Source organism: Microbacterium sp. Kw_RZR3 (assembly GCF_029222405.1).
GTDB lineage: Bacteria > Actinomycetota > Actinomycetes > Actinomycetales > Microbacteriaceae > Microbacterium.
Genome location: NZ_JARHXC010000011.1, coordinates 1 through 20297 on the forward strand (window position 1 = coordinate 1; position 20297 = coordinate 20297).

Genomic DNA, 20297 nt, shown 5'->3' on the forward strand with positions numbered 1-20297 from the left:
ACCCGAACCGGATCGAGCATCCGTCCCGCGCGAACGTCGTTTCCGGAAACCGCCGCACATCGCCGATCCGAGGCCGTAAAGCGAGCTCGGGACCCGCGCTGGCGAACCGTGCTCGCACCGCGTGAACCGCTCTCGCGTTGAGCGTGGGAGCTGCGCTCGTCGCGAGCACGGCGCCGCTCGCGCCTGCAATGCAATCGATTGAATTTGCGGTAGCGTCGAAGAGCTACCGCCGTACGAACAGAGAGGCCGCCACCCATGGCCGAACCCCAGAACACCTCCCGACCTCTCCTGACCCCCGGGCAGATGGGCGTCGACTACGAGATGCGGGTCGACTTCTCCCGCCTACGCGACTACCGCCTGTCGCGCGCGCAGGCCGCGCTGGAAGCGAGCGAATGCGGCGCCTTCCTGCTGTTCGACTTCTACAACATCCGCTACACGACATCGTCATGGGTGGGCGGCGCCCTCGGTGACAAGATGATCCGCTACGCCCTCCTGACCCGCGGCGGCGAACCGCATCTGTGGGACTTCGGGTCCGCCGTCAAGCACCACCAGCTCTACTCTCCGTGGCTCAACCACGATCACAACCACCCCGGTTTTCTCGGCTTCCGAGGCGCCGTGGCACCCACAGCCGGCCTCATGGTCGACGCCGTCACCGAGATCAAAGGCATCCTGAGAGATCTCGGCCTGCACAACGCGCCGGTCGGGATCGACATCGTCGAACCGCCATTCCTGTTCGAAATGCAGCGGCAGGGATTCACCGTCGTCGATGCTCAGCAGCACATGCTCGATGCTCGGGAGATCAAGAGCGCCGACGAGATCATGCTCCTGAATCAGGCCGCGGCGATGGTGGACGGCGTCTATACCGACATCGTCGAGGCGCTCAAACCCGGGGTGCGCGAGAACGAGATCGTCGCATTGGCATCGAAGAAGCTCTACGAGTACGGATCCGATCAGGTCGAAGCGATCAACGCCATCTCGGGCGAGCGGTGCAACCCGCACCCGCACAACTTCACGGACCGCATCATCCGGCCCGGCGACCAAGCGTTCTTCGACATCATCCATTCATTCAACGGCTACCGCACGTGCTACTACCGCACGTTCAGCGTGGGACGGGCGACCGGACCGCAGCGGGCAGCGTACTCGCGGGCTCGGGAGTGGATGGACAACGCCATCTCGGCCATCAAGCCCGGCGTCGGCTCCGACGAGATCGCCTCGTTGTTCCCCACCGCCGAGTCTCTGGGCTTCGACGACGAGCTGTCCGCGTTCGGCCTGCAGTTCTGCCACGGACTCGGACTGGGCCTGCACGAGCGGCCCATCATCTCGCGCTTGAACAGCTACCGCGAACCCGTAGAGCTCAAGGCCGGAATGGTGTTCGCCGTCGAGACGTACTGTCCCGCCAGCGACGGCTACTCCGCCGCACGTATCGAAGAAGAGATCGTCGTCACCGACAACGGCCCGGTGGTGCTGACGAAGTACCCCGCCGAAGAACTCATCGTCGCGAACCCCTATTGATGGACGACCCCCAGCCGCGCGGCCGAGCCGACACGAAACGCTCATCCGCGCGCGCCGCAAGACGAAAGCCGCGGAGCAGCGCGTCCGTGCCCGACGCGGCGTGCCCGAGCGACGCGAGGGCACGATGAAGGCGTATTACAGTGCGCACATGGCCGACTCACGCGTTCCGACCTTGAAAGACGTGGCCCGTGGGGCGGGTGTGCACGTCGCAACAGCCTCACGAGCCTTGAGCGACGACCAATCGCACCTCGTGAGCGAGGCGACCAGGCTCCGTGTCCGGACCGCAGCGAGGTCACTCGGTTACCGCACGAACGCCGTGGCCAAGAGCCTCCGTAAAGGACGCACGGGCACGATCGGCGTCGTGGTCGCCGACCTCGCGAACCCCTTCATCGTCTCCCTCCTCCGAGGCATCGAGCATGAGGCCCGGGCGGGCACCTACATGCCCCTGGTCGCAGAGACGCACGACGACCCTGCGATTCTGCGCGGCGTCGTCGCCCGCCTGCTGGGCAACCAGGTCGATTGCATCATCCTCAGCGCTGTCAAGGTCGACGACGAGGACTTCGTCACCGAGCTCGAGAGCCAGGTGCCCGTCGTCCTCGCGGTGCGTGGCTTCGAGGCCATCGACGGTGCCGATCAAGGGCACTTCGAGGTGATCCCGGACGATTTCGAGGGTGCCCGTCTCGCGACCCGCCACCTCATCGACCTCGGTCACCGGCGCATCGCTCAGATACCCGGCACCGTGAGCATCTCATCGTTCGTCCGGCGAGCGCGCGGATTCGACGCCGCGGTGAGCGCCCACCCCCGGGTAGTCGACGTCTCGACGGGGGAGTACGCCGTGGAGAGCACGGTGGACGAGGGACGCCGTCTGGCCCAGGACGTGCTCCGCCGCCCCGAGGCTGAGCGCCCGACCGCGATCTTCGCCCACAACGACCTGATGGCCGTGGGAGTACTGGATGCCGTCCGCAGCCTCGGCCTGCGCTGCCCCGAAGACATCTCGATCGTCGGGTACAACGACGCGCCGCTCATCGACCACCTCGATCCGCCGTTGACGACTGTGCGCCTGCCCGGCTTCGAGGTCGGACGACAGAGCGCCCGGATCGCTTTCGATCTCCTCGAAGGTGTCGAGGTCCCCACAGCACGCCTCACCTTCGCGCCCGAATTCGTCGAACGTCGCTCCACCTGCCCGCCCCCCTCCCCCTCCTGATCTCGCACATTCACTGGAGTTCTCATGGCAACCGTCGGATTTCTCGGCCTCGGCACGATGGGCGCCGCCATGGCGCACCGGCTCTTGGACGCCGGCCACACGGTGTTCGTGTGGAACAGGTCTGCGACAGCGGTCGAGCAGCTCATCGCTGCCGGCGCCCGCGCGGCGGCCACCCCTGCCGAGGCCCTTCGCGCGGGCGTGGCGTTCTCAATGCTGGCCAATGACGACGCTGCACTGTCGGTGTTCACCGACGAGGCGCTGGCTGCGGCGAGCGGATCGGTGCACGTCAACATGTCCACCGTGAGCGTGGACGCCGCGCGCGAACTGGCAACGCGCCACCGCAGAACCGGTGTCGAGTATGTCGCCGCCCCCGTCCTCGGACGTCCCCACCTCGCGGCGAGCGGCCAACTGAACATCGTCGCCGCGGGTGCCCGTTCGGCGGTCGAGCGCGCCGAGGCGTTCTTGGGCGTGCTCGGAAAGCGCACGTGGTGGCTCGGAGAAGATCCCGAGCAGGCGAATCTCGTGAAGATCGGCGTGAATTACAACCTGATCCACACCCTTCAAGCCCTGGCGGAGTCCGTGAACCTCATGGAGCGCGGCGGCGTGAACGCCGAGACGTTCATCGAGATCCTCACCGACGCCGCATACACCGGCAGCGCGTACACCGGCTACGGCAAGATGATCGCCGAACGGGGTTACCTTCCCGTGGGTTTCTCGGCCGCGCTCGGCTTGAAAGACCTCACCCTCGCGCAGTCCGCCGCACGAGAACTCGGCGCGGCTCTCCCGACGGCTCCCCTCCTCGGCGAACTCTTCCAAGAGACCGTCGACGACCCCGAACTGTCGCAGCTCGACTGGTCAGCCATGGCGGAGATCACGCGCCGAAAGGGATGAACGCCGGTGCCGGGGGCCCGTCGCGATATCAGCGCGGCGAGCCCCCGCGTCATCGTCAGGCGCGCAAAGAGCCGCCGTTGATGCGGATGACCTCGGCGTACCAGTCGAACGACTTCTTCTTGTAGCGCTCCAGCGAACCGGAGCCGTCGTCGTTGCGGTCGACGTAGATGTACCCGTAACGCTTGCTCATCTGCGCGGTGGTCGCGCTGACGATGTCGATGCAGCCCCACGAGGTGTAGCCGAGCACCTCCGCGCCGTCGGCGATCGCCTCACCCACCTGCACGAGGTGGTCGTTGAGGTAGTCGATGCGGTAGTCGTCGAGCACCGTCTTCACGCCGTCGATCTCGACGAGCTCATCCCGGGCCCCGAGGCCGTTCTCGACGACGAAGAGCGGCTTCTGCCAGCGTTCCCAGAACTGGTCGATGACCAGGCGCAGTCCGACGGGATCGATCTGCCACCCCCACTCGCTCGCCGGGAGCGTCGGGTTGGGGATGCCGCCGATGATGTTGCCCTCGCCGCGCACGAGCTTGTCGGGATCGGCGGTGTGCGCGACCGACATGTAGTAGCTGAACGACACGAAATCGACCGTGTGGCGGAGGTCTGCGCGGTCTTCGTCGGTGATGTCGAGCTCGATGCCCTTCTCGCGGAGCGTGCGCAGGAAGTACCCGGGGTAGGCCCCTCGGGTGTGCACGTCGCCGAAGGCGAGGTTGGAGTGGTCCAGCTCCATCACCGCGAGCGCGTCGGCGGGCGAGGGGGTGAGCGGATAGATCGGCATCGCGATGATCATGCACCCCACCTGAGCGCCGGGGGCGACCTCGCGAGCGATCCGCGTGGCCCGGGCGGATGCCACGAGCTCGTGGTGCATGGCCTGGTACAGGTCTCGCTCGGTCAGGTCGTCGCGCGGGGGAATGCCCGCCGACATGAACGGCTCGTGCAGCACCGAGTTGACCTCGTTGAAGGTCAGCCAGTACTTCACGCGACGGCCGTACCGCTCGAAGAGCGTGCGGGCGTACCGCTCGTAGAACCCGATCATGCGGCGGTCGGTCCAACCGCCGTACTCGTCGGCCAGGTGCAGCGGCGTCTCGTAGTGCGAGATCGTGACGAGCGGCTCGATTCCGTACTTCTCGAGCTCGTCGAGAACCCGATCGTAGAACGCCAGGCCGGCCTCGTTCGGCTCGGCCTCGTCGCCGTTCGGGAAGATGCGGCTCCACGCGATCGAGAACCGGAACACCGTGAAGCCCATCTCGGCGAACAGGGCGATGTCCTGCGCGTAGCGGTGGTAGAAGTCGATGGCCTCGAGCTTGAGGTTGTCGGGGGTGGGCCCGGGGGTGCGGGGCGTACGCAGCCCCTGGGGCAGCACGTCCTGCACGGACAGTCCCTTGCCGTCCTGGTCGTAGGCGCCCTCGATCTGGTTGGCGGCGACGGCACCGCCCCAGAGGAATCCCTCGGGGAATGACGTGGTGGTCATGCTCTCTCCTTCTGCGTCGTGTCGGGGGTCATCGGGAACTCACCGTCTGCTCGACCGCGACGGCGCGCATCAGCGTTTCGCCGTGCGAGAGCGGGCCGGATGCCACATCGGCGATGTCGGGATAGAGGTCGCCGTTGGTGACGATGACGGGGGTGGTCAGGTCGTATCCGGCAGCGGCGATGGCGGCGAGGTCGAACTCGATCAGCAGGTCTCCTCGCGACACGCTCTGCCCACTGGCGACGCGCAACGTGAAGTGCTTCCCCCCGAGACGGACGGTGTCGATCCCGACATGGATGAGCACCTCCGCACCGTCGGCGTGACGCAGACCGATCGCGTGACCGGTGGGGAAGGCGGCGATCACCGTGGCATCCATCGGCGCGTACAGGGCTCCGCTGGTGGGGACGATCGCGACACCGGGACCGAACGAGCCGTCCGCGAAGGCGGCATCCGGAGTCTCGCTCAGGGGAATCACGGTGCCGTCCAGGGGGCTGGAGAGGACGACGTCGGTGGTGTCGACCGGTGTCGTTTCCGGCTCGGCCGGCTCCGCGAACCCGAAGACGAGCGTCAGCACGAACGGCACGACGAGGGATGCGAGCAGGCCGATGACGAGCGCGACGCCATCGCCGTTGCCAATCAGCGCCGGGAGAGACAGGGCGGAGGGGGTGACGAAAGCGGTCGTGAAGCCGTCCCCCAGCGAGATCATCGCCCCACCGACCGCACCGCCGACGATGCCGAAGGCGAACGGGCGCTTCAGCGGAAGGTTCACGCCGTAGACGGCGGGCTCGGTGATGCCGGCGAGCACGGCCGACAGTGTCGCGGGGGCGGCGAGGGACTTCAGCGTGCGGTTGCGTGTGCGCAGGAACACGGCGAATGCGGCGGCACCCTGGGCGAGGACGGAGGCGAACAGCGGGGCGATGATGAGCGAGCGTCCGGCTTCCTGCAGTTCCAGCGCGGCGAGCGGCGCCAGACCCCAGTGCAGACCGAACATCACGAAGATCTGCCACAGACCGCCCATGATCGCGCCTCCGGCCCACGGGGCCGCCTGGAAGATCCACGCGATGCCGCCGCCCAGCCAGCCGCTGACGACCGCGGACAGGGGCCCGATGACCACGAAGACCAGCGGGACGGCGACGAGCACCACGAGCATCGGCGTGACGAACCGGCGCAGCACGGCGGGGAGCGCGGCGTACAGGAAGCGCTCCGCATAGCTCTGCAACCACACGATCACGATGATCGGAATCACGCTGGTGACGTAGCTGACCATCGTGAAGGGGATGCCGAAGAACGTGACGTCGGCGGCACCGGTGAGCGTCGACAGCGACGGGTACACCAGCGCGGCCGCGATCGCGAAGGAGGTGAACTCGTTCGCCTTGAAGTACCGGGCCGCGGTGAAGGCGAGAGCGAGCGGCAGGAAGTGGATGAAGGCGTCGGCCAACGCGTTCAACACGACATAGGTCGTGGTCTGCGGGTCGATCCATCCGAACGTGACGGCGGCGGCGAGGAACGCCTTCAACAGTCCGGTGCCCGCGAGCGCCCATAGCAGCGGGGTGAACAGGGCCGCGATCATCGAGACGAAGCGGTTGAAGAGGCTCTTGCGCGGTCCGCTCGTGGTGACGACCTTCGTCGAAGCCGTCGTCAGGTTCGAGATCTTCCCGATCTCGGCGTACACGTCGGGCACATCGGTACCGATCACGACCTGGTACTGGCCCCCCGCCTGGGCGACGGTCACCACACCCGGCAGGGCCGCGATCGCGGCGGTGTCGGCCTTCGACTCGTCATTCAACACGAACCGCAGCCGGGTCGCGCAGTGCACGAGCGAGCGCACGTTCGCCTCACCGCCGACGCCGCGCAGCACACCGGCGGCTGTCTTCGAGTAGTCCATGGTTCTCTGCTTTCCACCGCGTCGATGCGGTTCTCCGTCCCGCTTCCGTGCGGGTTCTCGGCCAGGGATCGGACCGTTTCCGGGCAACAAAAAAACCTGAACCCCTGCGTCACGAAAGTGACGGGGTCCAGGTTTTGCCTGCTGACGCAGTAACAATCCAAGATTCATGCATCGGCTGTCACACCGGTACGACAGGGAACATAGCACGCGCCAACGCCCTGTCGTCAACTCCTCTTCGCGTACTCGCCACCTCCGCTCCAAGCAGGAGATACGGTGAAGCGGGACGACCGCGACGATGATCAGTCGGACGCTCGCACGAGCGAGACGGCGACCGGCCACCATCTGCGACACGCCCCGTTCGAGCCCGAAACGGCGCCTCCCCGCCCCTTCCCCACGACCGAAAACGATGCCGTCGCTTCACGCCGCGGCGTCCATTCCTTGGAGTGCATATGACCCGCATCGCTTTCCTCGACGTCGACGGCACGATCCTCGAGCACGGCTCGCTCATCGCCCCCTCGACCGTGACCGCGATCCGCCAGGCCCGCGCGAACGGCCACCAGGTGTGGCTGAGCACGGGCCGCTCCGCCGGCGACGTCCACCCCGATGTCCTCGCGATCGGTTTCGACGGCGCGATCACCAACGGCGGCGCGTACGCGACGCGCGGGGAGGAGATGCTCGTCGAGCAGCCGATGCCCCGCGCCGATGTCGAGCTGCTCGAGCGGTACTTCGAGGCCCACGGCATCCACTACTTCCTGCAGACGCACGGCGGTGTCTTCGCGAGCGAGGGGATGGGCGCCGTCATGACGGCGTACCGCCGCGAGCGTCACGCGGAGCGCGCCGCTCAGCTCGCGGAGCAGGGCCTGACCGCGGAGGAGCCGCTGTGGAAGGAGCCGCGCCCCGTCGCGGAGGTCGATCGCGACGCGGTCGCCAAGGCCGTGTTCGTGAGCCCCTCGATCGACACGGTCGCTCACGCGGCCGCCGAACTCGGCGCCGCCTTCCACGTCATTCCCGGCTCGATCCCGCTGCCGGGCGGCTCGAACGGCGAGATCGGCCAGGCGGGCGTGACCAAGGGCTCCGCGATCACCTCGGTGCTCGCGCAGCTGGGCTTGCCCGCGACGGATGCCATCGGCATCGGCGACAGCTGGAACGACGTCGAGATGTTCGAGGTCGTCGGGACGCCCGTCGCCATGGGCAACGCGGTGCCCGAGCTGCAGAAGCTCGCCGGTCGGGTCACGACGTCGGTGCTGGATGACGGTGTGCACAACGCTTTCGCGGAGCTCGGGCTGATCTGACCTGCGGGGGCTTCGTGGTTCATCTGCAGGAGCGATGACTCCCGCAGCGACTCGAAGGCCCCGTCAGACCACATCTGTCACACCGGTCATGCAGGTGGACCAGTGCCCTTGCCCGGCCCGGTCGCGCGCGGGGCACGGCCTCACGCCCCGTCGCGCCCGGGGCGCGGCCCATTTGCATGATCCAGCCGCCTCAGCGCATCGATTCCCCCCGCGCGGGTAACTCCTGCCCCACGCCTCATGCAGGTGAACCACAGCACCTTGCGCTCGCGCGCCAGGTCCCCGTCGAAGGGACCGACGCTTCGACGAGTTCAGCCACCTCCACGGAAACCCAGGTCCCTGAGCCTGTCGAAGGGACCGATACCCCGCGTCAGTCCAGGAAGATGTCCGGGTACATCGCCTCATCCGGCGTCCCCGGCACGGCGGCGTAGCCCGAGAAGTCGGTCACGCCGGCGGCGAGAAGCACGTCCTCGACGATCAGCGTCTGCCCGGTCAGCTCGCGCGACGGCGAGGTGAGCACCTCGTACGCGGCGTCGGCGTAGATCTCGGGCGTGCGCGACACGGCCATCAGCCGGTCGCCGCCGATGACGTTCTGCACCGCCGCCGTCGCGATGGTCGTGCGCGGCCACAGGGTGTTCGCCGCGATCCCGTCGCTCTGGAACTCCGAGGCGAGACCCAGCGTCGCCATCGTCATCCCGAACTTCGCGAGGCTGTACCCCGTGTGCGCCCCGAGCCATTTCGGTGTGACGTTCAGCGGCGGCGACAGTGACAGGATGTGCGGGTTCTCGGCATCCTTCAGCTGCGGAACGGCGGCGCGCGAGAGCAGGAACGTCCCGCGGACGTTCACGTCCTGCATGAGGTCGTACTTCTTGGTCGCGAGGTCGAGCGAGCCCGAGAGGTCGATCACGCTGGCGTTGTTGACGACGATGTCGATGCCGCCGAATTCCCCGACCGTCCGCACCACGGCTTCGGTGATGGATGCCTCGTCCCGCACGTCGCCGACGATCGGCAGCGCCCGACCGCCCGCCGCGCGGATCGCCTCGGCCGCGGTGTGCACCGTGCCCTCGAGCTTGGGGTGGGGGGTGTCGGTCTTGGCGAGCAGCGCGATGTTCGCGCCGTCGCTCGCGGCGCGCAGCGCGATCGCGAGGCCGATGCCACGGCTGCCGCCCGACATCAAGATGGTCTTACCTGCGAGCGTCACGAACGTGGTCCTTTCGCGGAGGCAGCGGCGAACGCGGCGACCCGCACCTTCGCCTCGGAGGTGTCGAACGCGGCGCCGATCGTCGCGGCCTCGTCGTCGAGATTCTCCGCGAACGTCCGGCCGGCGCCCACGCGCACGAGACGCGTCGCCTGCCCGAACGCCGCGGTCGCCCCATCGAGCCAGAAGCGCGCGACCTCCTCGACCCGCGCCGACAGATCCTCGGTTGCCACGACCTCGGCCACCAAGCCCCACTCCAGCGCCTCGGAGGCCGAGAGCATCCGGTCCTGCAACAGCAGCTGCAGAGCCCGCCGCTGTCCGATCGCCGCGGGCAGCAGGGTCGAGACGCCGAGGTCGGGCGTCAGGCCGATGTTCGCGTACCGGCTGACGAAGCGCGCGTTCTCGCTCGCCACGACGTAGTCAGCGGTCAACATGAGTCCGAGCCCGCCGCCCGCGACAGCGCCCTGCACGGCCGCGACCATCGGCAACGGCGCTTCGACGAAGGTACGGATGCCGTCGTGGATCGCCCGCGCCGTCTCGGTCACCTCGGCGCCCGAGGAGCCCGTGGTCGCCATGGCCACCACGTCGCCACCCGCGCAGAAGGCGGGGCCGTTGGCATCCAGGATCACCGCTCCGACCGACGGATCGGAGGTGACCTCGTGCGCGACCGCGCGCCAGCGGGCGGCCATGGGGAAGTCCATCGCGTTGAGCGAGGCGGGCCGGTCGAACGTCACCCGCGCGAGACCGCCCTCAACGTGGAGCAGGATGCCGTCGCTCATTTCGGTGCCATCCGAATCGCGCCGTCGAGGCGGATCGTCTCGCCGTTCAGGTAACCGTTGTCGACGATCGCGAGCACGAGCCGTGCATACTCGTCGGGCGCACCGAGGCGCGAGGGGTACGGCACCTGTTGGCCGAGCGAGTCCTGCGCCGCCTGCGGCAGACCCTTGAGCATCGGGGTCTCCATGATCCCGGGGGCGATCGTGACGACCCGGATGCCGTGACGCGCGAGCTCGCGGGCGATGGGGAGGGTCATCGCGTGAACGCCGCCCTTGCTCGCCGAATACGCGGGCTGGCCGATCTGCCCGTCGAAGGCCGCGACGCTGGCGGTGTTGACGATGACGCCGCGGTCGCCTCCCTCGGTCGGCTCGGTTCGGGCCATGACGGCCGACGTCTGAGCGATGACGTTGTAGGTGCCGATGAGGTTGACCCGGATGACGCGCTCGAAGTCGCCGAGCGGAGAGGGGGTGCCGTCACGGTCGAGAACCTTGGCGGGCGGGGCGATGCCGGCGCAGTTGACGACGATGCGGAGCGGCCCCGCCTCGGACGCGCGGGCCGCGGCAGCGGCGACCTGTTCGGCGTCCGTCACGTCGGCGGGGGCGAACGTACCGCCGAGTTCCGCGGCGATGTCCGCGCCGGGCGACGACGGGAGGTCGACGACGGTGACGTGCGCGCCCGCGGCAGCGAGGCGGCGCGCGGTGGCCAGGCCCAGGCCCGAGGCACCGCCGGTGACGAGGGCGGAGGCTCCTGAGATGTCCATGCGTTCTCCTTCGAAGCAGAAACTGAGTATCACCCTACCCGGGACTCAGGTTCGCGCCGAGCCCCGCCCGCGTCGCCGCCCCGTGCGCTGCGGATGCGTGTGGATGGCGGCCGTCGTCGCCCCGTCGACGAGCAGCGCGACTTCGTCGGGCTTCCAGCCGTACACGTCGCGCAGACTGTCGCCGAGCCTCGTGATCGCGTCCGGCATCGTGATCTCCACCCCGCGAGGGAGATCTCGCGCGGTCTCGTCGAACGTCCGCGCCGTGCTCTGCAGCTCGGCGACCATCGCCCGCATGCGTTCCGGTCCGTACGCGGCGGATGCCAGGGCCCAGTCGCCCACGACCACCGCTCGCCCCGCCGGGCAGGCGACCGGTGCCGCCTGAGCGCGCGGCCCGACGCGAACCCGCACGACGGCGACCCCGATCCCCAGGATCGCGAGGGTTCCGGCGATGGTCACCGGAGCGAACGAGAACCAGAGCGCGTACAGCGGCGAGTCCGCCCCGGCGATGAACCCGACGATGATGCGGGTTGCCGAGTACGTCGCGTAGGCGGCGTTCGCGGTCAAGATCAGACGCATCGGCCAGCGCGGCTCGAGGCGCAGACGGGCGGCGGATAAGGCACACGCCGTGCACAGCACCGTCAGCAGAAGGACCTTCACCACCAGAGACCACGGCAGCGACACCGTAGCCGTCACGACAGCCGTCACCGCAACCAGGGCCAGGCTCGCGGTCGCCCAGCGCCGCGCCCTCCGACCCGCGAGGGCTTCCAGCGCGATGAGCAGCAGGGCGGGGGCAAGAACCATCGCCACATCACCCAGCACGAGAGCGACGATGCCCCCGCCCGCGCCGTACATGAAGTACATCGCGCTCGAGCCCACCGCGGCCACGCCCGACACGGCGGCGTAACGCAGGAACAGCGTCATCGCCCCCGGAGTACCGATCCGCGGCAGAGCGGCCAAGAGCACCGCGGCCGCGACAGCGACGCTCACCGCCAAAATCCCAAGCGACAGTTCCATGACCCCCCCGGTCCTCATTCTGCCCGCCCACCAGGGCCCCGGTTGGCCGGGGGCCGCACATGCTCGACCGCTCGCGCGCCCGCCGCAGACGCACCGCCGCGCGCCACCACGAGCGGCGCGGCCCGTTGAGCGTCCACAACATCCGGATCCCCGCCAAAAACGTCCGGGTGTTCCGGACACTCGGCCCGCGCTCAGCCCGCCGCGGGCTCGCGCCCGCGAGGGGAGCGCGCGAGGATCGAGCGATGAGCATCCCCGCGGCGTCCGAGCCCGTCCCGGCGCGCGTGCGGGATCTCGCCGGCGACGCGGCGCTCGAGCCGGTGTGGCGCAACGCCATCGGCGGTGTGACGTTCCGAGCGGCGGGGGCCGACGGCATCCGGTTCGTGAAGGTCGGGCCGCGCAACGCCGAGACCTCGATGCGCGCCGAGGCGGAACGTCTGCGCTGGGCGGGCTCATTCACCCCCGTGCCGCGCGTGTTGGACCAGGGACAGGATGCCGCGCACGAGTGGCTCGTGACGGAGGCGATGCCGGGGCTCTCCGCCGTCGATCCGCGGTGGATCGCCGACCCCGCTCGTGCGGTACGGGCGGTGGGAGGAGGGCTGCGGGCCCTGCACGAGGCGCTGCCGGTGGCCGAGTGCCCGTTCTCGTGGGCGGTGCCCGAGCGTCTCACGAACGCCGCGGGACGTGGCATCCGGGTGCCCGACGACCTACGTGACGCCCCGCCGATCGATCGGCTCGTCGTCTGCCACGGCGACGCGTGCGTGCCGAACACCCTCATCGCCGACGACGGCGAGTGGACCGCGCACGTCGACCTCGGAGCCCTCGGCGTCGCGGATCGCTGGGCCGATATCGCGGTCGCGGCGATGTCAACGGTGTGGAATTACGGTCCCGGCTGGGAGGAGCCGCTCCTCGAGGCCTACGGCGTCACTCCGGATGCCACCCGCCTGGCGTACTACCGAGCGCTGTGGAACGCGACGTAACGCCCCTTCCCTCCGCGCCCCGCCCCGGCTCGAGCCCAACCCCGAACTCCGTTGAGTGTCCAAAACACCCGGACGATTTTCAAAAGTGTCCGGGTTTCTTGGACACTCAAGGCTCCGAACGCAGCGTGACGGCGCGGTGCGCGCGTAACGGCGAGGCCGCAGCACCTGCGGGCGCAGCGCCCCCGCCGAGGCCTACGTACCCACCACGCGGAACGCGCCCGACACCACGGCGGCGCTCAGCGCCACGGCGACGAGGGCGACGGAGCCGGTGAGGGCGACGGCATCCCGACCCGACAGCGTCGACGGACGCGACCAGGTGCGCTCGATGTCGGCGCCGAAGCCGCGGGCCTCCATCGCGGTGGCGAGCGTCGTCCCGCGGCGCACGGCGAAGACCAGCAGCACGAACGCCATCGAGAAGAACCGGCGCAGCGCCCCTCGATCGCCGAGCCCGCGGGCGCGCCGGGCGAGGGTCATCGTGCGCCAGTCGTCGACGAAGAGCCCGACCGTGCGCGCACCCGCGAGCACGCCGAGCACGAACCGGCTCGGGAGCTTCGCGACCTGCGCCAGGGCGTCCGCGAGCTCGGTCGGGTCGGTGCGCGCGAACAGCAGGATCATCGGCAGCGCGAGCGCGACGACGCGCAGCAGCACCGCGAACGACAGCGCGAGCGAGTCGTCGCTGATCGTCGCGAAGAGGAAGGTGCCGTAGACGGTTCCCCCCGGTCGCGCGTACAACAGCATGCTGACCGCCGCGACCGGGGCGAACAGCAGCACCGGCACGAGGCGCTTCGCCACGACGCGGTACGCCAGACCCGTGAACGGCACGCACAGCAACTCGAGCACGAGCGCGACGGCCGCGCTCACCGCATCGACGGAGACCAGCAGGGGCACTGCGAGCACCACCACCATGGCGACCTTCGTCACGGGATTCACGCCGTCGAGCCACGCCGTGCGCGGCGCGACGTCGACCGCGGTCACGCCGCGTCCCCCAGCGCGATGCGGTGCTGGCCGAGGTGCCGCACCACGTCGGCGTCGTGGGTCACGGCGACGACGGTGCGCCCTCGCGCGATCTCGCGCTGCAGCAGCGCGACGAGCTCGCTCCATCCGCGCCGATCTTGCCCGAACGTCGGCTCGTCGAGCACGATCACCTCGGGCGAGGCCGCGAGCACGGTCGCCACCGACAGGCGCCGCTTCTGCCCTCCCGACAGCGTGAAGGGGTTCGCGAGGGCGAGGGATGCCAGATCCAACCTCTCGAGAAGCTCGTCGACGATCGCGTCGACCTGGGCAGTCGGCATCCGCAGGGCTTTCGGTCCGACCGCGAGCTCGTCACGGAGCGTGGGGGCGAGGAACTGATGCTCGGGCTCCTGGAACACCGTGCCGATGCGGGTGAGCAACTCGGTCGAGCGCCAGCGCGAGGGACGACGGATGCCGCGAGCCGCGAGGGATTCCGCGGCGACGACCTCCCCCGAGAGCTCCGGCAGGAGCCCGGCGAGGGTCAGCGCGAGCGTCGACTTGCCCGCACCGTTGGGTCCGGTGACGACCGTCCCGGCGCCGCGCGGAACGGCGAGGTCGAGTCCCGCCGCGACGACCGCGCGCCGCTCGCGCCCGATCGAGAGCGCCTGCGTCGAGAGCGCGGCATCCGGAATCTCACGGGCAGGCAGCACGGGAAGCTCGACCGGACGCCCGGGCACCCACACGCCCGCGGCGGCGAGCGCGTCGCCGTGCTCGGCGAACACGCGATCGGGTGGACCGTCGGCCAGGACGCCTCCGCCGGGGGCGAGCACGACCACGCGCGTCATGAGGTCGACCCAGACCGCGGTGCGGTGCTCGATCAGCACGACGGTGGTCCCGTCGGTGCGGGCGACGTGCTCGACCGCGGCCCGCACCTCGGCGACGCCCTCGGGGTCGAGGTTCGCCGTGGGCTCGTCGAGCAGCAGCAGCCCCGGACGCATCGCGAGAACCCCCGCGAGCGCCAGACGCTGCTTCTGCCCACCCGACAGCGCCTTGGTCGGGCGATCGAGCGGCACGGACAGACCCACGGATGCCACGGCCTCCGCCACCCGCGCCGGGATGTCGGCCGCGGGCACACCGAGGTTCTCGCAGCCGAACGCCACGTCGTCGCCGACTTTCGACAGCACGATCCCGGCCTCGGGATCCTGCAGGACGAGTCCGATCCGGCCGCGCTGCCCCTCGGGGGCGCGGTCGTCGACGAGGATCCGGCCGGTGGCCTCCCCCTCGTCGCTACCGCCGAGGAGCCCGGCGAGCCCCGCGAGGAGGGTGGACTTGCCTGCTCCCGAGGCACCGAGCAGGAGGACGCGCTCCCCGGGTTCGATCGTCAGGTCGACGTCACGCGTGGCGGGGCGCTTTCTGCCGGCGTAGCGCCAGCCCCAGCCCTCGACGTCGACGCGCGCAGGGCCCGGCATCAGACGTCGCGGCGTGCTTCCCGCCCGGCGGCGAACCGGCTGAGCGCGCCGGTCGCTGCGAGCGCCCGCACGAGCAGCCACCCGACAAGGCCCGCCAGCAGAGCGCCCGAGACGACGAGCGTGCCGAGGTAGGTGAGGTTGAACTCGACCGTCTTGGAAAGGTTCGGCGTCAGGAACAGCTCCAGGACCCACGCGCCGACACCGGCGCCGGCACCCGCGAGCATCGCAACGGGCAGGGTGAAGCGCAGGTAGAGGAAGGCGAGGAAGATCAGCTCCGCGCCCAGCCCCTGGGCGAGGCCGGAGAAGATGGTGGTGACACCCCAGACGTTGCCGATGAGCGCCGAGACGACGGCGGCGATCAGCTCGACGAGAAGCGCGGCGCCCGGCTTGCGGATGATCAGACCGCCGATCACGCCGCCGATGAGCCAGATGCCGACCGCGATGCCGCCGAGGCCGGGAGTCAACGCGTCCATCGCGGTGAACCACAGACCGCCGACGGTGTTCCACCCCCAGAAGACGAGGCCGACCGCGACACCGAGGACGGCGGCGACGACGATGTCGACGACCCGCCAGGTGAAGCGGTTCCCGGTTGCCACGGCGGGGGCCGTGCGCGCAGACGTGGACGTGTGCATTTCTTCTCCTCCCTGCGCCGGCATGATCCGGATCAGGTTCGACGGTCGAAGCGTGGATTCGCTTCCTCTCAGCCCGGCTCACCGGACTCCCGTGGTTGTGCTGACGAGTATAGGGGGACGCCCGGGGTAGCGTGGGCGGGTGCACGAGCAGACCCCGGCCACGCGGCGCGCCGCGCGAGATTCCGCTGATCTGCGGGCCGACGAGGCCATGCCCTCTCCGAATCCGGCACCCGCGACGACCGCTGCGGACGTCCCGCTTCCCTCCGGTACAGCACCCGCGGCGGAGGTCCCGGACGCCCCCGCCGACGGCGCGACGTCGCCCGAGCCGGATGCCGCGGCCCCGGCATCCGCCCCCGTACCCGTGGCTCAGCCCGCGTCGGCTGCCGCGCCGCAGCCCGCACCCACCGCGCCCGCGACGCCGCCGGAGCCCGGGGCCTCGGCATCCGTCCCCTCTCCCGCACCGCAACCGGATCCCACCTCCGCGGCCCTCGGCGCACTCGGGTGGGTCGACCCCGACGCCGCCGCCGCACCCCGCCCGGCCCCCGCGTTCGTCGTCTCCGGCGCCACCGGACGCCCCGTCGATCTGCTCGCGGGTCGACGTCGTCGTCGCATCCTGCGTCCCGCGACGGTGGTCCCGACGATCCTCCTGATCCTGCTGATCGGCGCCTACACCGCCACGACGCTGCTGTGGCCGCTGAACGCGGTGCAGCCCACGGTCACGCCCATCGCCCTTCAGCCCACGGCCGCGCCGCCCGCCGACCCCGCGTGGCCGGCGCAGGGCGAGGCTGCGATCGCTCTCGAGGGAGTGCCCGGCGAGCTGTCGTCGTCGGCGAGCGCGCCCGAGTCGATCGCCAGCATCACCAAGATCGTGACGGCACTCGTCGTCCTCGACCGGTTGCCGCTGAGCCCGGGTGAGCAGGGCCCGTCGTACGCGTTCACGCAGGCGGACAGCGCCGACTACTGGCAGTACCGCGCCCGCGGAGAGTCCTCGCTCGACGTCCCCGTCGACGGCAGCCTGACCGAGCTGCAGATGCTCCAGGGCATGCTGATCGCCTCGGCGAACAACTACGCCCAGCGGCTGGCATCCGATCTCTTCCCCTCGAACGCCGACTTCGCCGCCGCGGCGAACACGTATCTCGCCGAACGCGGGATCACGGGCATCACGATCGTGAACCCGACCGGGATCGAGGCCGGCAACACCGCGACCCCCGCGGCGCTCATCGCGCTCGCCGAGAAGGCCCTCGCGAATCCCGTGATCGCCGAGATCGTGCGAACGCCCGAGCTGACCCTGCCCGGCGCCGGGTCGTTCAAGAACGGCAACCCGCTGCTCGCCGACCCGGGCGTGGTCGGGGTGAAGACCGGAACCCTCGACGCGTGGAACCTCCTGTCGGCGAAGGACTTCACGATCGGCACGGTGACCGTCCGTGCCTACGCGGCGGTGCTCGGCCAGCCCGGACCCGACGAGCGCAACCAGGCGAGCCGTGACCTCTACGCCCGCATCGCCGAGGAGCTGCAGCCGCGTCCCTCGGTGACCTCGGGCACCGTGATCGGCCGCGTCAAGACGCTGTGGGGTCAGGAGTCGAACGTCGTCACGACCTCCGACGCCACCGTCGTGCTGTGGAACAGCGCCGTCGCCGGGACCTCCACGCGCTTCGACCTCGGAGACTCCCGCGCGGCGGGCGACGACGTCGGCACGCTCACCGTGACGGGCCCGCTCAACACCGACACCGTCGACGCTCAGCTGACCGACACGATCGATCCGCCCGACCCGCTCTGGCGCCTCACGCACCCCCTCGATCTGTTCGGTCTGAACGGGTGACCGGCGTGGAGATCCGCCTGGATGCCACCTCCCCGACGCCGCCCTACGAGCAGGTGCGGGCGCAGATCATCGCCGGCATCGAGAACGGGTCGACGGTCGCGGGCACACGCCTGCCCCCGGTGCGGACGCTCGCGAGCGACCTGGGCCTCGCGGCGAACACCGTCGCCCGCGCGTACAAGGAGCTCGAGGAAGCGGGCTACGTCGAGACGCGCGGTCGCGCCGGCACGATCGTGCGCGGCACGGATTCCGCGTCCGCGCGCGCCGCGCAGGCCGCGCGCGCGTACGCCGACACCGTCCGCCGGCTGGGCGTCGCGCCCGCCGATGCGGTGGAGCTGGTGCGGGCGGCGCTGGCGGACGGTTAGCCGCCGGGGGCGCTTCGGCGTTTGCGGTGGCGGTGCTTGCGGTGGCGGCGCTTGCGGTGGCGGCGCTTGCGGTGGCGGTGCTTGCGGCGTCGGCGCGGGGCGCCGAGCTCGGGCGATAAACGCTGTCGACTCACATAAACGCGCTCTCCACGCGTTTCTGCGCGCCGATCGCGTTTATGGATGCCGCGATCGATACGCCACGTGCGGGCCGCGCGCGGGCTGCCTCTGCCACGTCGAACATCGACGGCCCCGGCAGGCCGCCCTGCGGACGCCGGGTCGGCAGACGAGCAGCCGCCCGAGCCGGGACCCGCGACCCATAAACGCCGTTCACTCACATAAACGCGCTCTCACCGCGTTTCTGCGCGCGAACAGCGTTTATGGATGCCGCGGCGAACACGCCACGCACGGACAACCCACACGGGCCACCCACGCTCCGTCGAACCACGCCGACAGCTCCGGGCAGGCGCCGTGAACGCCCGGGTGCGCAGACGAGCGACCACCCGAGCCGAGACCCGCGACCCATAAACGCCATTGGCTCACATAAACGCGCCCTCCCCGCGTTTCTGCGCGCGAACAGCGTTTATGGATGCCGCGGACGGCAGCGCCGAACGCGGCCCCCGACGCCGAGCGAGCCGGAACGCGGACGATCACCGCCAGGCGCCGCGGCGTGGAGGGCCCGCGCCGACGGCCCCGTCCCCTCAACGCCATACAGGCGACCCTCGCCCGCCATCCCGTGAAGCGCACACCGTCGCCCGGGGATGCCTTCTGCACATCGGAGCAATATCCGGATCCATCCCCACCGGGGCTCCCGAGCCCCCGTCAATGTCGGACCCCCTCGCTAGCATGCACACATGCATACGGGTACCTCGTCGACACCACCGGACAGTGGCCCGCGGGCCCTGTCCGCGGTGCTCGGCGAGGTGCTCCGCACGGGCGCCGCGGTCGCCGCCGCGGAGGTGGCGCGCACCCGCGCCCTAGCGGAGGCGGGGCATCTCGCGCGGGATGTGATGGCCGAAAGGCCCTCGTCCTCGCGGGCCGCGGAGATGGCATTGCGTGAGGTTGCGTCCGAGATCGCGGCGGCCGAGAACGTCTCCGACCGGTCCCTGCAGATGCAGATCAGCCGCGCCATGACCCTGGTCGACGACTACCCCATCACCCTCTCGGCGTGGGAGCGGGGCACGATCACCCGCGCTCATGTGCAGACGATCCTCGAAGTTGGAACGCCCCTGCCCACCGAGGTCCGCGCCGAGTTCGACACCCTGGCAGTCGCCACCGCCGACGGGCTCAGCCCGGGGCGGTTGCGCACCCGCCTGGCAGCGCTCGCCGAGAGCCTGCAGCCGACGACGATCACCGAACGCCACCAGCGGGGCCGCGACACCCGCTGCGTAAGGGTCGTCACGGGGCAGGACGGGATGTCCGACCTGATCGCGACCCTCCCCACGATCCTCGCCGTCGGCATCTACGACCGCCTCACCCAACAAGCCCGCACCCTCATCGACGCGCGCGGTGACACCCCGGTGTCGGCCACGGATGAGCGCACCACCGCGCAGGTACGCGCCGACATCCTCGCCGACCTCCTTCTCACCGCCGCCCCCGACGCCGACCCCACCCGCGTCGATGACGGCCCCGGCACCCTCGGCGCGATCCGCGGCCGTGTCCAGGTCGTCGTGCCCGCGCTGACCATGCTCGACCCGCAGCACGAGAACACCGAACCCGCAGAACTCATCGGACACGGCCCCATCGACGCCGACACCGCCCGCACCCTCGCCGAGTCGACCACCGTCCCCTGGGACCGCGTCATCACGCACCCGATCACCGGCGCGGTGCTCCACACCGACACCTACCAGCGCACCACCGCGATCGATCGGCACCTCCGCGCCCGCGACCGCCACTGCCGCTGGCCCGGATGCACCGTCCCCGCCATCCGCTCCGAAATCGACCACACCCTCGACTACGCCCTCGGCGGCACCACCGACGTCCGCAACCTCAGCCACCTCTGCCAACGACACCACACGCAAAAGCAATTCACCCGCTGGAGCGTCAGACAACTCCCCGACGGAATCCTCGAATGGACCAGCCCCACCGGCCGCAC

At 70.1% G+C, this 20297-nt stretch carries 17 protein-coding genes and 1 riboswitch; of the genes, 8 read left to right on the plus strand and 9 right to left on the minus strand.

Annotation, left to right across the window (positions count from 1 at the left end):
• Window positions 1-255: 255 nt before the first annotated feature.
• The 3 genes from P2P98_RS00275 to P2P98_RS00285 all read left to right on the plus strand — a co-directional run bounded on the left by P2P98_RS00275 (window position 256) and on the right by P2P98_RS00285 (window position 3607).
• Complete coding sequence (locus P2P98_RS00275; RefSeq protein WP_275796062.1) at window positions 256-1512, plus strand: Xaa-Pro peptidase family protein; 1257 nt, start codon at window positions 256-258, stop codon at window positions 1510-1512.
• Window positions 1513-1660: 148 nt separating this feature from the next.
• Window positions 1661-2716, plus strand: a complete 1056-nt coding sequence (locus tag P2P98_RS00280; RefSeq protein ID WP_275796064.1) for a LacI family DNA-binding transcriptional regulator — start codon at window positions 1661-1663, stop codon at window positions 2714-2716.
• 24 nt (window positions 2717-2740) lie between these two features.
• The gene (locus tag P2P98_RS00285) at window positions 2741-3607 is read left to right on the plus strand and encodes an NAD(P)-dependent oxidoreductase (RefSeq protein WP_275796066.1); all 867 of its coding nucleotides are present in this window, start codon (window positions 2741-2743) and stop codon (window positions 3605-3607) included.
• Between the two features lie 55 nt (window positions 3608-3662).
• Here the strand turns inward: P2P98_RS00285 and P2P98_RS00290 are convergent, their stop codons facing one another.
• Both P2P98_RS00290 and P2P98_RS00295 read right to left on the minus strand, forming a co-directional pair.
• A complete protein-coding gene (locus tag P2P98_RS00290; RefSeq protein ID WP_275796068.1) occupies window positions 3663-5075 on the minus strand; it encodes a glycoside hydrolase family 1 protein in 1413 nt (470 codons plus the stop codon).
• Between the two features lie 28 nt (window positions 5076-5103).
• Entirely contained in the window at window positions 5104-6957 is a 1854-nt protein-coding gene (locus tag P2P98_RS00295; RefSeq protein ID WP_275796070.1) for a beta-glucoside-specific PTS transporter subunit IIABC, read from the minus strand.
• A 449-nt stretch (window positions 6958-7406) separates the two neighbouring features.
• On the opposite strand from P2P98_RS00295, the gene P2P98_RS00300 reads away from it, so the two are divergent.
• Window positions 7407-8249 carry a Cof-type HAD-IIB family hydrolase gene (locus P2P98_RS00300; protein ID WP_275796072.1) on the plus strand — a complete coding sequence of 281 codons (843 nt, stop codon included), beginning with the start codon at window positions 7407-7409 and terminating at the stop codon, window positions 8247-8249.
• Window positions 8250-8616: 367 nt separating this feature from the next.
• Here P2P98_RS00300 and P2P98_RS00305 read toward each other — a convergent pair whose 3' ends face one another.
• From P2P98_RS00305 to P2P98_RS00320, 4 genes are read right to left on the minus strand one after another with little or no spacing between them, the layout of a single operon-like run.
• On the minus strand, window positions 8617-9447 hold the full coding sequence (locus P2P98_RS00305) for an NAD(P)-dependent oxidoreductase (RefSeq protein ID WP_275796074.1): 831 nt from the start codon (window positions 9445-9447) through the stop codon (window positions 8617-8619).
• Window positions 9444-10223, minus strand: coding sequence for an enoyl-CoA hydratase/isomerase family protein (locus P2P98_RS00310; protein ID WP_275796076.1), 780 nt, complete (start codon window positions 10221-10223; stop codon window positions 9444-9446). Before P2P98_RS00310 ends, P2P98_RS00305 begins: the two co-directional genes overlap by 4 nt.
• Window positions 10220-10981: an SDR family NAD(P)-dependent oxidoreductase gene (locus P2P98_RS00315; RefSeq protein WP_275796078.1), complete on the minus strand. Its 762-nt coding sequence runs from the start codon at window positions 10979-10981 to the stop codon at window positions 10220-10222. Before P2P98_RS00315 ends, P2P98_RS00310 begins: the two co-directional genes overlap by 4 nt.
• 45 nt (window positions 10982-11026) lie before the next feature.
• Entirely contained in the window at window positions 11027-11968 is a 942-nt protein-coding gene (locus tag P2P98_RS00320; RefSeq protein ID WP_275796080.1) for a hypothetical protein, read from the minus strand.
• A gap of 269 nt (window positions 11969-12237) precedes the next feature.
• Between P2P98_RS00320 and P2P98_RS00325 the strand changes: the two genes are divergently transcribed.
• Window positions 12238-12972: an aminoglycoside 3'-phosphotransferase gene (locus tag P2P98_RS00325; RefSeq protein WP_275796083.1), complete on the plus strand. Its 735-nt coding sequence runs from the start codon at window positions 12238-12240 to the stop codon at window positions 12970-12972.
• A 192-nt stretch (window positions 12973-13164) separates the two neighbouring features.
• Here P2P98_RS00325 and P2P98_RS00330 read toward each other — a convergent pair whose 3' ends face one another.
• The 3 genes from P2P98_RS00330 to P2P98_RS00340 all read right to left on the minus strand — a co-directional run bounded on the left by P2P98_RS00330 (window position 13165) and on the right by P2P98_RS00340 (window position 16024).
• Window positions 13165-13947 (minus strand): energy-coupling factor transporter transmembrane component T, encoded by a 783-nt coding sequence (locus tag P2P98_RS00330; protein WP_275796085.1) that lies wholly within the window; start codon window positions 13945-13947, stop codon window positions 13165-13167.
• Entirely contained in the window at window positions 13944-15392 is a 1449-nt protein-coding gene (locus P2P98_RS00335; RefSeq protein WP_275796087.1) for an ABC transporter ATP-binding protein, read from the minus strand. Before P2P98_RS00335 ends, P2P98_RS00330 begins: the two co-directional genes overlap by 4 nt.
• Entirely contained in the window at window positions 15392-16024 is a 633-nt protein-coding gene (locus P2P98_RS00340; RefSeq protein WP_275796089.1) for an ECF transporter S component, read from the minus strand. The genes P2P98_RS00335 and P2P98_RS00340 overlap by 1 nt, the downstream gene beginning before the upstream one ends.
• A riboswitch (TPP riboswitch) is annotated at window positions 16017-16127 on the minus strand. (Overlaps the previous gene by 8 nt.)
• Before the next feature lie 36 nt (window positions 16128-16163).
• On the opposite strand from P2P98_RS00340, the gene P2P98_RS00345 reads away from it, so the two are divergent.
• The 3 genes from P2P98_RS00345 to P2P98_RS00355 all read left to right on the plus strand — a co-directional run.
• Window positions 16164-17843 (plus strand): D-alanyl-D-alanine carboxypeptidase, encoded by a 1680-nt coding sequence (locus P2P98_RS00345; protein WP_275796091.1) that lies wholly within the window; start codon window positions 16164-16166, stop codon window positions 17841-17843.
• Window positions 17840-18205, plus strand: coding sequence for a GntR family transcriptional regulator (locus P2P98_RS00350; protein WP_275796093.1), 366 nt, complete (start codon window positions 17840-17842; stop codon window positions 18203-18205). The genes P2P98_RS00345 and P2P98_RS00350 overlap by 4 nt, the downstream gene beginning before the upstream one ends.
• 851 nt (window positions 18206-19056) lie before the next feature.
• A partial coding sequence (locus tag P2P98_RS00355; RefSeq protein WP_275796095.1) for an HNH endonuclease signature motif containing protein occupies window positions 19057-20297 on the plus strand: 1241 nt, incomplete at its 3' end.

What these genes read in the sequence shown, in the direction of transcription:
- P2P98_RS00275 (WP_275796062.1), top strand. Translation starts at nt 256, where the DNA reads ATGGCCGAACCCCAGAACACCTCCCGACCTCTCCTGACCCCCGGGCAG.
- P2P98_RS00280 (WP_275796064.1), top strand. Translation starts at nt 1,661, where the DNA reads ATGGCCGACTCACGCGTTCCGACCTTGAAAGACGTGGCCCGTGGGGCG.
- P2P98_RS00285 (WP_275796066.1), top strand. Translation starts at nt 2,741, where the DNA reads ATGGCAACCGTCGGATTTCTCGGCCTCGGCACGATGGGCGCCGCCATG.
- P2P98_RS00290 (WP_275796068.1), bottom strand. Translation starts at nt 5,075, where the DNA reads ATGACCACCACGTCATTCCCCGAGGGATTCCTCTGGGGCGGTGCCGTC.
- P2P98_RS00295 (WP_275796070.1), bottom strand. Translation starts at nt 6,957, where the DNA reads ATGGACTACTCGAAGACAGCCGCCGGTGTGCTGCGCGGCGTCGGCGGT.
- P2P98_RS00300 (WP_275796072.1), top strand. Translation starts at nt 7,407, where the DNA reads ATGACCCGCATCGCTTTCCTCGACGTCGACGGCACGATCCTCGAGCAC.
- P2P98_RS00310 (WP_275796076.1), bottom strand. Translation starts at nt 10,223, where the DNA reads ATGAGCGACGGCATCCTGCTCCACGTTGAGGGCGGTCTCGCGCGGGTG.
- P2P98_RS00315 (WP_275796078.1), bottom strand. Translation starts at nt 10,981, where the DNA reads ATGGACATCTCAGGAGCCTCCGCCCTCGTCACCGGCGGTGCCTCGGGC.
- P2P98_RS00325 (WP_275796083.1), top strand. Translation starts at nt 12,238, where the DNA reads ATGAGCATCCCCGCGGCGTCCGAGCCCGTCCCGGCGCGCGTGCGGGAT.
- P2P98_RS00335 (WP_275796087.1), bottom strand. Translation starts at nt 15,392, where the DNA reads ATGCCGGGCCCTGCGCGCGTCGACGTCGAGGGCTGGGGCTGGCGCTAC.
- P2P98_RS00340 (WP_275796089.1), bottom strand. Translation starts at nt 16,024, where the DNA reads ATGCACACGTCCACGTCTGCGCGCACGGCCCCCGCCGTGGCAACCGGG.